The sequence below is a fragment of the Lactobacillus delbrueckii subsp. delbrueckii DSM 20074 = JCM 1012 genome (assembly GCF_001433875.1).
GTDB classification, from domain to species: Bacteria; Bacillota; Bacilli; order Lactobacillales; family Lactobacillaceae; genus Lactobacillus; species Lactobacillus delbrueckii.
Genome location: NZ_AZCR01000033.1, coordinates 2432 through 15710, shown reverse-complemented (window position 1 = coordinate 15710; position 13279 = coordinate 2432). Strand labels below are relative to the sequence as shown.

Sequence of the window (13279 nt, the reverse complement as noted above, 5' to 3'; positions counted from 1 at the left end):
TTATTAACATTGTAAGGGACAACCCTTCTTTTTTTGTTGCCTATTTTCTATTTACACAAGAATTTATACTGAACCAAAAAATAAAGGAGAATATCAAAATGGACGAAAGAGTAAAAGATGTACAGGTTTGGCTTAATCAAACCTATGGCAAGGTATCTGGTTTTAAAAAGGCACCACTTAACTGGTTGGCCAACAATTTATAGCTTAAGAGAAGGCTTGCAACACGAATTGGGGATTACTGCTCTTGCAGAAGGCTTTGGCGATAGCACTAAAAAAGCTTTAAGTGCGAAAATTGGCGACTTAAAGCGTGGCTATCATGGCAATATCATCAAGTTGGTTAAGGGTGCATTTTGGTGCAAAGGGATCAGTCCTAATAACTTTACGGATAGCTTTGACAGTGATTTAACTACCGCTATTAAGAGCTTGCAAGGCGATGCGGGGATTACTGCCAATGGTCAGCTTACTGTTAATTTAATGGCTGCATTGTTTGATATGAGTGCTTTTGTTTTAATCCCTGGTCAAGGCAAGTCAAAAGTTCGACAAATGCAGCAGTATCTTAATGGTAAGTATGGCGATGAGTTGGGGATTTTACCCTGTGATGGCATCTATCAAAGAGCAACCAATACAGCTTTGATCTTTGCCTTGCAAAAGGCAATTGGCGTAGCAGGTGCTAATGGCAATTATGGTCCAGGTACTGTAGCAACAACGCCAACGGTTAGTTAAGGTGCTAGCGGTGAAGTGGTTCGGGTGATCCAATACGGTTTGCTAGTTAATGGTTTTTATGATGGTGATTGCGATGGCAAGTATGATGCGGATGTGACTAGTGCCGTAATTGCTTTCCGTAAGTTTATGAACCTGCCGCCATTTACAGGCAAGTCTGACCTTTCAGTCATTAAGGGACTGTTAACGAGTAACGGTAATACTGATCGTGATTCAATTGCCTTGGATACTTCAGCTCAGCTTACTGATAAGGATATTTCTAACTTTAAGAGATATGGCTTTAGCGTTGTCGGCCGATACTTAACCGGATCTGTTGGTACTGGTGCAAGCAAGAGAAACAAATACCTAACATCTGATGAGCTGGAACGGATTACTGATGCGGGGCTGCGGGTCTTCCCAATCTATGAAGATGGTGGGTACGAGATCGAATACTTTAGCAGAAACCGCGGCTACCAAGATGGGATTACTGCTGCTAAGAAAGCAGCTGAGCTAGGCTTCCCAAGTGGGACAGTAATTTACTTTGCAGTAGATGTCGATATTCAAGATAGCGACATTGAAGGGACAGTCGTTCCTTATATGAAAGGCGTCATCGATGCCGTGAAGCTTAGTCCATATGAGCCAGGTATTTATGGTACTAGAAATGTCTGCTTGCATGGTGAAGAAGTTGGGATGAAGTACAGCTTCGTGGCGGATATGTCCTATGGCTGGAGTGGTAATCTCGGTTTCAGAATGCCAACAAATTGGGCTTTTGACCAGTTCACCGAATATCCAATCGGCAGCACGGATATTGACCAAGTAGCAGCTTCTGGCAAAGATGCCGGTGTCAATAAGTTTTCTCCCCAGTTATACGGTACTATTTCTTATAGGGAAGTAGCAGCTGATGTACTAAAGGGCTTTGGTAAGTCGGTATCTGCTGAGTTCAACAAGAAGATTGAATTAGTGGATATCCCTTCTTTAAAGATTTCAGTAGAATTGGTTAATTCGCTGTCAGTAGCTGATGAATCTCCTGCAATTACTATTTCAAACGGTAAGTTAGATTCAATCAGTTTTGCCAATTGGCTTCAAACTTCAGGACATATTAAAGGAAATGGTGTTGATGCGGTTGTAAACGAAGCAAATAAGGTGATCTCAAGCGCAAGCATTACCAATGGTAACGTGGCGATAGAAGCTTCGATTAACAACTCTGGTGAAAGCAAGCTTAAATTTATCTACCATATTTTAGAAGCTAAGGATAAGCAATTGGATAATGAACTGTCTGTAGTTATCACTGTCACTTCAAAGCCAACAGATCTATTTACTGGCACGAAAATTCCAAACGTTGATGTTCCGAAGCTCGTAACCCAAAGTCAAACTGATCAGAAATCATGGGAGACCTTAATTGGCTTTTCAACGGTTGTTGCAATAGCTGGAGTATCTATTTTTATTAGTGGAGGGACTCTTTCAGTCTTATTAGATCTTATTCCACAATTGTTTACCGGGTTGTTAGTAGGTTAGAATCCCAGACTAATAAGTTCGTATTTTTTAACATCAAATATGCAACTTGATGAATTTTTTAAAATGTGGTTTTACGGAAGCTATAAAGTTGACTTTAGATAGCGCTGCAGTGTTTTGGCTTTTGGAAATGAAGCTATAGAATACTCTGCTTTTATGCTTTGGCAAGTAATTTGGGCACATTATCAAATAGAAATTCTTAGTATCAAGTAGTAAAGAACTTTTTAAGTATACTATCTGTGAATTTGAATCACCTATTTTTACTATAGGCGCTCTTCCTAAATTATTATCGGGTGAAAGCTTAAGATTTATAATAGATGGGCACTTTAGTGAAATTAGGAATGCAGTGATAGCTGGTACCCACGAAAAACAAGATAGCGTTAAAAAGACATCAATAAACATTTTAATGGTGACAAAAGGATAGGAAACAACAAGAATCGCAAGTGAAAATCCACAAACACTGGTATACCACAGATAAATAAGAATCTTTTGCCACTTCTTTTGAAATCGTATTAAAAAAATAAGACTGCAAAGGTGTAGCAAATAAAAGCATTTAAACTTATCCCAGAATGTTAGCTTGCTAGTAAAGGTTATGCTATTAGTAGTATCCATAATTACCTCTTGAAAAATTAATTTATGTTTTGATTTTAGCACATTCTATCAAGAACTGAGGTGAAAAGCATATAAGTGTATATCCAGAATTAATTGCGTTTGCCATCTGGCTCGCTAGCCTCGCCTTGTTAACTATCTTAAGGCGAATCCATGTAAAGAACCGAAAGCTAGAGCAATTCGTTGCTATAGTAGAGCAAGTTCTTGCCGACTACGTTGCTCTTTACCGCCGGATTGGCTTTTCTAATCAGGAAAAGCAGAACATCGTGAATTCGATTGCGGCTATTTTGAAGGAAAAGGGTTTCAAGCTCTCTAGTGAAGATGTGGCGCAAATCGAGAAAATTGTTGACAGTAAATTGCTAGATAAAGTCGAATAGAAAGCAAAACGCAGAGCACCTCGATGCTCTGCGTCTTTTATTCATTAATCATCTTCACCGCGCCAGCCGGCGATATCCCATGGAGTGAAGTCGTAGTCCAGTTTCTTATGGTAGCAGTCTTCAAAAGCCTGCACCTTCAAGGAATAGTCCTTTTCCATCAAGTCCGTCGCGTTAAAGTTCACCGACTTGGTTGGGTCCGGATACAGCACCCCCAAAACGTGCAGGGTATAGCGCGTTTGGTAAAAGTGCTCGTTATCGTTTTCGACTTCTGGCAGGTCTTGGATCTCCACAAAGGTGGAAATGATCGGCACATTGCACTTAGCCGCGAAGTAGTAGGCCCCGCGCTGCGGCTTTCTTGGCTTGCGGTAGTTCCACCACATCTCCTGCTCAGGGAAAATCAAGACCCAGTGGCCCTTGTTGAAGGCGTGGCTGAGGTGATGGATAAATTCCCGCCCAATGTAGTTGGGACTTTGTACCAGGGGAATGGACCCCATATTGTTCATGATGAAGCTGAAGAAGCCCGGCAGCTTCAAGTTGGTGTCTTCAATCACGATCTCCATCCGGTGGTGGGTCTTTTGGGCTAGGCGGTTGACGGCTAAGGCATCAACTTGGTTGAAGTGGTTGGCGGTTACGATGGCCCCGCCCTTAGCTAGGTGCTGCAGCTTGTCTAAGCCTGTTACCTGAATCTTGCCAAAAAATTTCTGCGTCAAAGCCTGCAAGATCAGGTTGCCGGCTAGGCCTTCTGCCTTAGTCTTGAACTTATCCTGCTTGGCCCAGAAGTCCTCAACCAGCTTAACCCGCTCTTCCATAGACATTTGCGGGTCGCCGATTTCGGTTTTCGCCGTAAAGTCGCGGTTGTTTGCGGCTAGCTCGATATTGTGGATGACGTCCAGGCGGTGGTCACCAATAATCATCTTGTATACCTTCCTATTTGTTTTTCATTTAATCTCTGTGATACCCGTAAGTTTCACGTGTAACTATAGTTGATCTTTTAACTTGAGATATTCGTTTAACAAGTCATCGTATTCGTGCAGGTTGAGCACGCTGTGGACTCGTTTCACGTCCCAAGGCTTGACCGTCTGGGTGCGGAAATAAGGGAAGAAGCGGAGGCTGGTGGTGAAGTGCTGGATGACCGTATCGTCCTGGAGGGCGTATTGCTCATTGTACTTACGCGGGGCAATCCGCTTTTCTTTGGCTAATTTATTGATGGCCGTCTGGTCAGGCAGGAACATCTTCTTAACCTGCATCAAGTGGCGGACCCGTTTAAAGAGGCCAGTCTGCTTGATTTCCGGCATGTTCAAAAGGAGGACCCCGGAATTCAAGTAGTCAAAAATCTTCTTTTGATTGTGGAAGAAGAAGCGGCCAAAGTAGTCCAGGACCCCGACTAGTTCCGTCCCGGTCAAGTCCTGGGTGTAAAACTGGTCAACTGGCTTCCGGATGATCATGTCATCGTCCAGGTAGAGGATGCGGTCGGGAATTTGAGGCAGTTCGTCGGCAAAAAGCCGGAGCATGGCGTAGGGGGTGAAGCGGGTGCCCATGTTGGCCGTCGGCGGTTCCTTGATGAAGTTTTCGGTGCAGTCGATCAGCTCCAGGCTGCTGTTGGGGTTGTCAGCCACGATGAGCGAGCGGATGAAGTCGGCCGCGTGCTGGCTGAAGGGCTTGAAGGACCTGGATTTGCTCTTAGCCCTCATGGTCAGGATGTAGACGTGAACCTCTTCGCCGCGTTCGGCTTTGAGCAGGGATAAGACGGCAATCAGCACGCCTCTTTCAGCGTTGTGGTCACCACAAAAAAGAAAGTTCATGGTTTTGCCTCCTTAGTAGAAAAAGTCCTAGTTCTTACTGTCAATTTTAACATACGAGCAATACTCGCAAGTGCTCAGTTTTGCCCGCTCCTGCATGCTTTTGGCGATTTCACCGTGCAGCTTTTCCTGAGCCGCCTTCTTGCCCAGCTTCTCGTCCGGGTAAAAGGGGCCATCGATGTAGACCGTGATTTTCGGCCGCTTGCGCCAGCGGCAGGGCTGGTAGGTGGTCGTCATGGCAAAAGCCGGGGCCTTCAGGCTGACCGGGAAGTTGAAGCTGGTCGCCGGGAAAGGGCGGATCTTGGTGTAGTAGGGCCAAAGATGGGCTTCCGGGTAGATGACGATGGCCGCCTGCTTTTCTTCATAGGCGTATTTAACGTCCTTGAGCAGGCGGATGGACTGCTTGATGTTTTTCCCAACCGGCAGGGCAGCTGCCGGAATCACGTACTTGCCTAAAAAAGGAATCCCCCAGTTGGCCTGGGCGGCCAGGGCATAGTAGTGGTAGGGGTTGACGATGGTCATGGGGGTGAAGGGGTCACCCAGCATCTGGGTGTGGTTGCCATAGACAAAATAGCCCTGCTTTTTAAAAGGGCGCAGCTTTTCCTTGCCTTTGACTTTAACTAGTAAGAAGAGGCGGGAGTAGAGCCAGGCAAAGGCGCAGGCCAGGCTGCGGACCAGGACGTTCCAGAATTGCCAAGCCGCCCCTTTCCGGAAGACCTGGTAGTCATCTGGGAGCTGGAAGTCCTGCTGGGCGGAACTGACCAGGTCCTCGCTTTCGCTGTGGTAGTAGTAAATCTTTTTACTCATCAAAAGTCCCCCCGCTTGCTGTAAAATAAAAAAAGCACTGCGAGCGCAGTGCTTAGAGATGATGGGTCGTCAGGGGATCGAACCCTGGACACCCGGATTAAGAGTCCGGTGCTCTGCCAGCTGAGCTAACGACCCGTGTCAACCAACAATTTTATTATGCCATAAATTTCAGTAAAAGCAATCTTCTTTTTTACATTAATTGTAATTTTCTTAATTTGGCGGGCAAATCAAGTATAATAGTCACAGTGAAGGAGGTTCATAATGCCTAAAAAAATTCTCGTCGTTGACGACGAAAAGCCGATTTCCGATATCATCAAGTTCAACTTGACCAAAGAGGGTTTTGATGTAGAGACCGCTTATGACGGCGAGGAAGCTGTCGAGAAGGTTGAAGAATACAACCCTGACTTAATGATTTTAGACTTAATGCTTCCGAAGAAAGACGGGCTGGAAGTAGCCCGGGAGGTCCGCCAGACCCATGACATGCCGATCATCATGGTTACTGCCAAGGGCGGTGAGATCGACAAGGTCCTCGGCCTGGAAATGGGGGCGGATGACTACGTAACCAAGCCTTTCTCCAACCGTGAGCTGGTGGCCCGGGTCAAGGCCAATTTGCGCAGCCGGGACATCGTCAAGAAGGCAGTGGAAGTTAACCAGCAGAAGGAAAAAGAACAGGAAAGCAATGACATCCAGATCGGCAACCTGCTGATCAAGCCGGATGCCTACCTGGTTGAAAAGAACGGGGAAAAGATCGAACTGACCCACCGGGAATTCGAGCTGCTCTACTACATGGCCCAGCACATGGACCAGGTTATTACCAGAGAGCACCTCTTGCAGACGGTCTGGGGCTACGACTACTTTGGCGACGTCCGGACGGTTGACGTTACGGTTCACCGCTTGCGGGAAAAGATCGAGGACAACCCGGTCCGGCCGAAGATTTTGGTTACCCGGCGGGGAGTCGGCTACTTTGTCAAGCAGCAAACAGAAGAATAATTTGGGAGCCACTGTTTGAGGTGGCTTTCTTTATGTGGATGGATTAATGAAGAAAGATAAAAAAGCACGCAAAGAGAAAGTGAAGAAAGAGAAGACCAACCTGCTTAAGCGCGCGGTCAGCTCGATCCAGACCAAGATCGCCCTTATCTTCATGCTCCTTTTGCTGGCCACGATTGAAATCATCGGGGCCTACTTTACCCGGCAGATGGAACAGACCAGCATCAACAACTTTCAAACCACGATTCAGCTGCAGTCGATCGTGACCGACCAGCTGACTACCCAGCTGGTCAAGAACGGCAAGAGTGCTGACCGGAAGATGAACCAGATTATCACTGACTACAGCAATGACGCGATTTCTGAAATCCAGGTCGTGGACAGCAGGAACGTGATCCGGGCCGTGTCCAACTTAAGCGACAAGAACCGGGTGGGGCAATTGTCTAACAACGGCGATATCCGGGAAGTGATCAACTCCGGCCAGCAGAAGACCCAGGTTACCAGTGACCAGAAGGGCAGCTTCATGGTTCAGATCGTGCCTCTGACCAGCGGAACCAACATCGTCGGGGCGGTTTACGTCCGGGCCAGCATGGCTGACGTCTTCAATAACTTGCGAAATATTTCGATGATGTTCTTGACGGCCTCACTTTTGGCCGTAGTCGTGGCGGCGATTGCCTCCATGTTTATTTCCCGGGCAATAACCCGGCCGATTGAAGAGCTCCGCCAGCAGGCCATCCAGGTGGCTGACGGGGACTACTCAACCCAGGTTAAGATCTACTCTAATGACGAACTGGGCCAGCTGGGGGCGGCCTTTAACACCCTCTCAGCCAAGATCGAGCGGTCCAATGAGCAGTCAGAATCTGAGCGCCGCCGGCTGGACAGCGTCCTGTCCCACATGACTGACGGGGTGATCGCGACCGACCGGCACGGGAATGTGTCGATCATGAACCAGATGGCCCAGGACTTCCTGGACGTCAAGGCCGAAGACGCGATCAAGAAGCCGATTTCTCAAGTTTTAGGCCTGGGGGAGGACTACACTTCCCAGGACTTGATCTCCAACCAAAGCGACATGCAGGTCACGGTCAATGCCGGCACGGATGATGAAATGATCCTGCACGCCAGCTTTACCTTGATCAAGCGGGTCACGGGCTTTGTTTCCGGGGCCGTCTGTGTTTTGCATGACGTGACTGAGCAGATCAAGAACGAAGACGAGCAGCGGCAGTTCGTTTCCAATGTTTCCCATGAATTGCGGACTCCTTTGACCAGTGTCCGGGCTTATATTGAAGCCTTGAATGAAGGGGCCTGGAAGGATCCGGAGATTGCCCCCCAGTTTTTGGATGTGACGCAAAAGGAAACTGAGCGGATGATCCGGATGGTCAACGACCTCCTGATTCTGTCCAGAATGGACCGGGGAGCCACCAAGCTGGAACCGGAATGGGTTAACTTTACTGACTTTGTCTCCCACCTGCTCAACCGCTTCGACATGATTGTCGAACATGACCAGGGCGAGGCCCAGAGCGATACCAAGGAATACGTGATCAAGCGGGACCTGGGCAACCAGGCCCTTTGGGTGGAAATCGACACTGACCAGATGATGCGGGTGATCGACAACATCATGAACAACGCTATCAAGTACTCCCCTGACGGGGGGACCATCACGGTCCGCCTGACCCAGAACCAGAACCAGATCCTGCTCAGCATCAGCGACCAGGGCCTGGGGATTCCAAGGAAGGACCTGGGTAAGATCTTTGACCGCTTCTACCGGGTAGACAAGGCCCGGTCCCGGGCCCAAGGCGGGACCGGTTTGGGCCTGGCCATCGCTAAGGAAATCGTGACGGCCCATGACGGCCGGATCTGGGCAGACAGCCGGGAAGGGCACGGGTCAACCTTCTATATTGCCCTGCCTTACGAACCAATGGATGAGGAGGATGAATGGGATGAAGTTTAAATTCAAGTTCAAATTCAATGATTTTCTCCTCCACCTGGCGACCTTGACCGTGATTTTGATCTCGATCGGCCTCTGGGTCACGGTGATGACCAGTGACCAGCGCTTCAGCCGGATCAGCAATGAATCATCCTCCCAGAGCTCGGCTTCTTTGTCGACCCACTACCGGAATGTCCAGTCTTTTTATGCCCCGGGCCAGACCTATGTCTTTCAAAACGGGGTCCGCTACCAGGTCCATGACGCCAAGCGGAACCTGCCTTTGAAGTTTGTCCAGTACCTGGAAAAGGTCAAGCTGGGGACGATCGAGAAAATGTCAACCACGGCCAGTGATTATGAGAAACTGCTGGCTGACCAGAACTATATTATGTTTGCCTACCCGGACCAGATCAATTTCACGGTCCTTTTAGGCAAAAAACAAGCTAATTCCAGCCTGCAGTTCAACCGGGTCTTTGTCCCGGTCAAGAGCAAGACCCGCTACCTCTATTTCGGCAACGACAAGGGCAGCCGGGTCTACCGGGTAAAGATCAAGTCCGGCTCCTTCCGGCAGCTGGCCAAGTACGTCAAGAGCGCCCAAGACCGGCAGGAGGTCAGCTTTCTGCACTTAAAGAAGCTCTACGTGCCTTTTTATGCCAAGGAAATCAAGGCCAAGGAATACAGCTACCTGATCAGCTACCAGTCCAGCAGCTACTATGCTTCCCGGCTCTTGGGCAGCAGCTACCGGAAGTCAGTGGCTAAGAACGGCCGCACTGTCTACACGGCTGGTTATTCCAAGCGCCTGCAGATTCCTAAGGAAGGCAAGAGCAATGACCACCAGTATCTGTACCAGAACTATTTGACCAGCCAGGAGCGGACGGCCACCCAGGAGATGCTGGAGAGTGCTGCTTATGTCAAGCAGCTGGGCCTGGCTGAACAGGACCTGCGCTTTTTTGAAAGCAGCGGCAATACGGTGTCCTACATCAACTATATTGAAGGCTATCCGATTTTTGCCAACGACGCTTTGGCTCAGACCCAGGTAACCATGGGGACGGAGTCGGTCAGCGTGGCTTTCAGCAGCATGAACCTGCAGATCCCGATCCCGTATGACGGCCATGTCAAGACCTTGCCGAAAACCGCGACTCTGCTGAAGGAGCTGAATAGCATCGGCATCAAGGAAAGCGAAATTGAAAAAATCACCATCGGCTACCATATCCAGGCCGACAAGAAGCGCAGCGACTTGATTACCCTGGTGCCGACCTACTTCATCAAGGTTGGCGGCAGCTGGAACAGCCTGGCCGGCTGGAAGAAGATTAAGGCGGAAAACACGGATCTGTTAATAGAGGGGTCAAGTTCCAGCTTCAGCAGCTACTCGTCTTCCAGCTATTCCAGCAATGAGTCGAGCAGTGAAGCCAACGCAAGCGCAAGTTCCAGCGTCAGCCAGGCGGGCAGCCAGGAAGCATATTCCAGCAGCCGCAGCCAGCCGGCGGCTGAATCAAGCTCCAGCTCCAGCAGCTCCAGTTCAAGTTCCGCCGTATCAGCAAGCTCTGCCAGCTCAAAGGAAGGAGAAAAGTAAATGGATCATCGCAAAATTGAATGGCTTTTTCTGATCCTCTTCTGCTTAGTCGACATCTATCTCTTGATTGAGCTTTGGCGGGCCCCGGTTACCTTGACCTCATCAACCAATTCGGTGACGACCTCAACCAGCTTGAAGGCTGAAATGAAGTCAGACAATATTACGGTTCCTTACCTGTCCAGAAAGGGGGACTCGGGCTACTACCTGGCCACTAGAAGTAAGAGCGACTTGAAGGAAGCCGCCAAGAAGCTCAGCAGCGACGTCTCCACCAGCTACGCTGAAGGGGACAAGACCCTGTACGCGACCATGAAGACCGCGATTCCGCTGGAGCGGATGACGGTGGGCGAGTTCAAGAATGACAGCAATTACGTCCCGCATGGCAAGCAGTATGTCTATGCCAAGAACCTCTCCAGCAACAGCAGCTACGTTTACGTGCAGAAGTCCCAGTACGGCCTGGTTTACAGCAGCCTGGCCCAGCTGGTGGTCAATGTCAAGAACAAGAAGATCACGGGCTACTACCAGACCTACTTGACTGACTTGTCCAGCGTCCGCGAGCTGCAGGCAACTATCAGCCCCTTGCGGGCGGTCACCAACCTCTACACCACCCGGGAACTGGCCGACAACTCCCGGGTAATGCAGGTCAAGCTGGGCTACACCAAATTGACCGAGGTCCGGGGCAGCGTGATTTTCGTCCCGACCTGGCTGGTCTGGATCGAAAATAAGAGAAGCAAGAGCAGCTGCTTGAAGCGGGTCAACGCCTTCAGCGGCCAGCTTTTGCAAAACAGTACATTGGACGATTAAGGGCAGGAAGGAAAAAATTTGCAATTCGCGGTATTATCGAGCGGATCAGCGGGCAACTGCAGCCTGCTGATGACTGACCAGCACAAGATTTTGATGGACGCCGGCCTTTCAGGCAAGAAGACCAAGGAGCTTTTAGCCAAGGTAGGTGTGGCGATCGAGGATCTGGACATTGTCTTTTTAAGCCATGACCACGGCGACCACAGCGGGGGGATGGGGGTCCTTATGCGCCGCTATCCCCAGCTGAATGCCTTCAGCAACACGGGCACCTGGAAGTACTTGGAGGAGACCGGGAAGATCGGCTGCCTGCCGAAAGACCAGATCAATGTGATTGAGCCGGGCCAGACCAAGTGCTATGGGGACTTGGAAGTGACGGCTTTTGCCACTAGCCATGACGCGGCCCAGCCCCAGTACTACGTTTTTTCCAGCGGGGGCAAGCGCCTGGCCTGCTTGACGGACACGGGCTACGTGTCTGAAGAAGTCGAATATGAGATTCAAGACGCGGATGCTTATTTGCTCGAGTTCAACTATGACGACCTGATGCTGAGAAGCGGCCCCTATCCCTGGAGCCTGCAGCAGCGGGTCCGGTCAGACCACGGCCACCTGTCAAACGAGCAGGCGGCTGAGACTCTGGCCAGGGTTATCAGTTCTAAAACCAAGCATGTTTTCATGGCCCACCGCAGCCAGCAGAACAATTTAAACTATTTGGCCCGGGACGTGGCGGAAGAGGTTTTGGCGGCCAGAGACGCCGACGTGGCCAGTGACCTGGAATTGCACGATACCGAGCCGATGACGCCGAGTTCTTTAATTAATTTATAATACAGAGGATTTAAAGCTTTTAATTAATACGTTTTGTTCATATATACTTCAAAAAGCTAGGATATGATAATGGCAACGATAAGGAGTGATAACTATGTCTGAAGAACAAGATAAGCAAAGAAACACGCGCAAGAAGGAAAACAACCGTTTGCTAACTAAAGCGGCCATCATTGGGGTCGTTGCCGGTCTTTTGGGCGGGGGGATTGCCTACGGCGGCTTGTCAGCAGCCAATTTGAACAGCAATGCTTCATCATCCACGGCCAGCTCAAGCAGTAGCAACACTGGTGAAACCGGGTCAGTGACGACTTCATCCAGCGGCACGACTAAGGTCAACAAGTCCAGGACTACCAGCGGGACGATGACTTCCGCCTACAAGAAGGTGAAGAACTCGGTTATTTCAGTTTTGAACTACAAGCATACTTCCAGTTCATCATCAAGCTCTGACATCTTCAGTATATTTGGTTACGATGACTCGGACAGTTCAGACTCATCCAGCTCCAAGAAGTCTTTGACTTTGTACTCTGAGGGTTCCGGGGTCATCTACACGACGGCAAACGGTAAGGGCTACATCGTCACTAACAACCACGTTATTTCTGGGGCAGCCAAGGTGAAGGTCATGCTGGATTCCGGGAAGACGATTGCTGCTAAGGTTGTCGGCAAGGACTCAACCAGTGACCTGGCAGTTTTGTCAATCGACTCCAAGTACGTGACTCAGACCGCTTCATTTGGTGACTCCAGCAGCCTGCAGTCCGCGCAGACGGTGATTGCCATCGGTTCACCAGAAGGGTATGAATACGCGTCTACGGTAACGCAAGGGATCATTTCCTCACCAAGCCGGACGATCACTTACAACTCCAACCAGATGACGGTCATCCAGACTGACGCGGCCATCAACTCCGGTAACTCCGGCGGGCCCCTGGTCAACTCTGACGGTCAGGTTATCGGGATCAACTCCATGAAGCTGTCCAGCTCCAGCAGTGGCGACTCCGTCGAAGGGATGGGCTTCGCGATCCCGTCAAACGAAGTTGTGACGATCGTCAACCAATTGGTCAAGAATGGGAAGATCACCCGGCCGCAACTGGGCATCAAGGTAGCAGCAATTGATGAACTGAACAGCTACTACAAGAAGCAGCTGGGCATTTCAACTAGTCTGAAGAAGGGCCTGTACGTGGCCGGCGTAACTTCAGGCAGCGCGGCAGCCAGTGCCGGGATCAAGAAGGGCGACGTGATTACGGCGGCTGACGGTAAGACGGTCAACGACGTAGCCACCCTGCACAGCATCCTGTACAGCCACAGTGTTGGTGATAAGGTCAAGATTACGGTCAACCGGAATGGCAAGACCATGACCTTCACGGTAACCCTGCAGGCAAGCAACTAATTT

10 protein-coding genes, 1 tRNA gene and 1 pseudogene are annotated in these 13279 nt (G+C 49.7%); 8 read left to right on the top strand and 4 right to left on the bottom strand.

All coding sequences use genetic code 11. The features are described 5' to 3' along the window. Nucleotides 1-98 precede the first annotated feature (98 nt). Both FD23_RS09700 and FD23_RS05680 read left to right on the top strand, forming a co-directional pair. Nucleotides 99-2214 (top strand): annotated as a pseudogene (locus FD23_RS09700) (glycoside hydrolase domain-containing protein). 734 nt (nucleotides 2215-2948) lie between these two features. Further along, nucleotides 2949-3197, top strand: a complete 249-nt coding sequence (locus FD23_RS05680; protein ID WP_003616266.1) for a hypothetical protein — start codon at nucleotides 2949-2951, stop codon at nucleotides 3195-3197. 44 nt (nucleotides 3198-3241) lie between these two features. Here the strand turns inward: FD23_RS05680 and FD23_RS05675 are convergent, their stop codons facing one another. The 4 genes from FD23_RS05675 to FD23_RS05660 form a co-directional block, all read right to left on the bottom strand. Continuing rightward, nucleotides 3242-4111 (bottom strand): 1-acyl-sn-glycerol-3-phosphate acyltransferase, encoded by an 870-nt coding sequence (locus FD23_RS05675; protein ID WP_025895966.1) that lies wholly within the window; start codon nucleotides 4109-4111, stop codon nucleotides 3242-3244. A 63-nt stretch (nucleotides 4112-4174) separates the two neighbouring features. Next, complete coding sequence (locus FD23_RS05670; RefSeq protein ID WP_025895965.1) at nucleotides 4175-4999, bottom strand: glycosyltransferase family 8 protein; 825 nt, start codon at nucleotides 4997-4999, stop codon at nucleotides 4175-4177. A 27-nt stretch (nucleotides 5000-5026) separates the two neighbouring features. Next, nucleotides 5027-5803, bottom strand: a complete 777-nt coding sequence (locus FD23_RS05665; protein ID WP_025895964.1) for a lysophospholipid acyltransferase family protein — start codon at nucleotides 5801-5803, stop codon at nucleotides 5027-5029. A gap of 62 nt (nucleotides 5804-5865) precedes the next feature. Further along, nucleotides 5866-5938 (bottom strand) — tRNA-Lys (locus tag FD23_RS05660). A gap of 126 nt (nucleotides 5939-6064) precedes the next feature. Between FD23_RS05660 and yycF the strand changes: the two genes are divergently transcribed. From yycF to FD23_RS05630, 6 genes are all read left to right on the top strand, one after another. Next, nucleotides 6065-6793: a response regulator YycF gene (yycF, locus tag FD23_RS05655; RefSeq protein WP_052933516.1), complete on the top strand. Its 729-nt coding sequence runs from the start codon at nucleotides 6065-6067 to the stop codon at nucleotides 6791-6793. Nucleotides 6794-6839: 46 nt separating this feature from the next. Then, entirely contained in the window at nucleotides 6840-8735 is a 1896-nt protein-coding gene (gene walK, locus FD23_RS05650; RefSeq protein ID WP_052933517.1) for a cell wall metabolism sensor histidine kinase WalK, read from the top strand. Further along, entirely contained in the window at nucleotides 8725-10281 is a 1557-nt protein-coding gene (locus tag FD23_RS05645) for a hypothetical protein (protein ID WP_052933518.1), read from the top strand. Before walK ends, FD23_RS05645 begins: the two co-directional genes overlap by 11 nt. Continuing rightward, complete coding sequence (locus FD23_RS05640) at nucleotides 10282-11082, top strand: two-component system regulatory protein YycI (RefSeq protein ID WP_025895962.1); 801 nt, start codon at nucleotides 10282-10284, stop codon at nucleotides 11080-11082. Between the two features lie 18 nt (nucleotides 11083-11100). Beyond that, the gene (locus tag FD23_RS05635) at nucleotides 11101-11898 is read left to right on the top strand and encodes an MBL fold metallo-hydrolase (RefSeq protein ID WP_002877724.1); all 798 of its coding nucleotides are present in this window, start codon (nucleotides 11101-11103) and stop codon (nucleotides 11896-11898) included. A gap of 94 nt (nucleotides 11899-11992) precedes the next feature. After that, nucleotides 11993-13276 (top strand): S1C family serine protease, encoded by a 1284-nt coding sequence (locus FD23_RS05630; RefSeq protein WP_025895959.1) that lies wholly within the window; start codon nucleotides 11993-11995, stop codon nucleotides 13274-13276. The last annotated feature ends 3 nt before the right edge of the window (nucleotides 13277-13279 follow it).

What these genes read in the sequence shown, in the direction of transcription:
- FD23_RS05675 (WP_025895966.1), bottom strand. Translation starts at nt 4,111, where the DNA reads ATGATTATTGGTGACCACCGCCTGGACGTCATCCACAATATCGAGCTA.
- FD23_RS05670 (WP_025895965.1), bottom strand. Translation starts at nt 4,999, where the DNA reads ATGAACTTTCTTTTTTGTGGTGACCACAACGCTGAAAGAGGCGTGCTG.
- FD23_RS05665 (WP_025895964.1), bottom strand. Translation starts at nt 5,803, where the DNA reads ATGAGTAAAAAGATTTACTACTACCACAGCGAAAGCGAGGACCTGGTC.
- yycF (WP_052933516.1), top strand. Translation starts at nt 6,065, where the DNA reads ATGCCTAAAAAAATTCTCGTCGTTGACGACGAAAAGCCGATTTCCGAT.
- walK (WP_052933517.1), top strand. Translation starts at nt 6,840, where the DNA reads ATGAAGAAAGATAAAAAAGCACGCAAAGAGAAAGTGAAGAAAGAGAAG.
- FD23_RS05645 (WP_052933518.1), top strand. Translation starts at nt 8,725, where the DNA reads ATGAAGTTTAAATTCAAGTTCAAATTCAATGATTTTCTCCTCCACCTG.
- FD23_RS05640 (WP_025895962.1), top strand. Translation starts at nt 10,282, where the DNA reads ATGGATCATCGCAAAATTGAATGGCTTTTTCTGATCCTCTTCTGCTTA.
- FD23_RS05630 (WP_025895959.1), top strand. Translation starts at nt 11,993, where the DNA reads ATGTCTGAAGAACAAGATAAGCAAAGAAACACGCGCAAGAAGGAAAAC.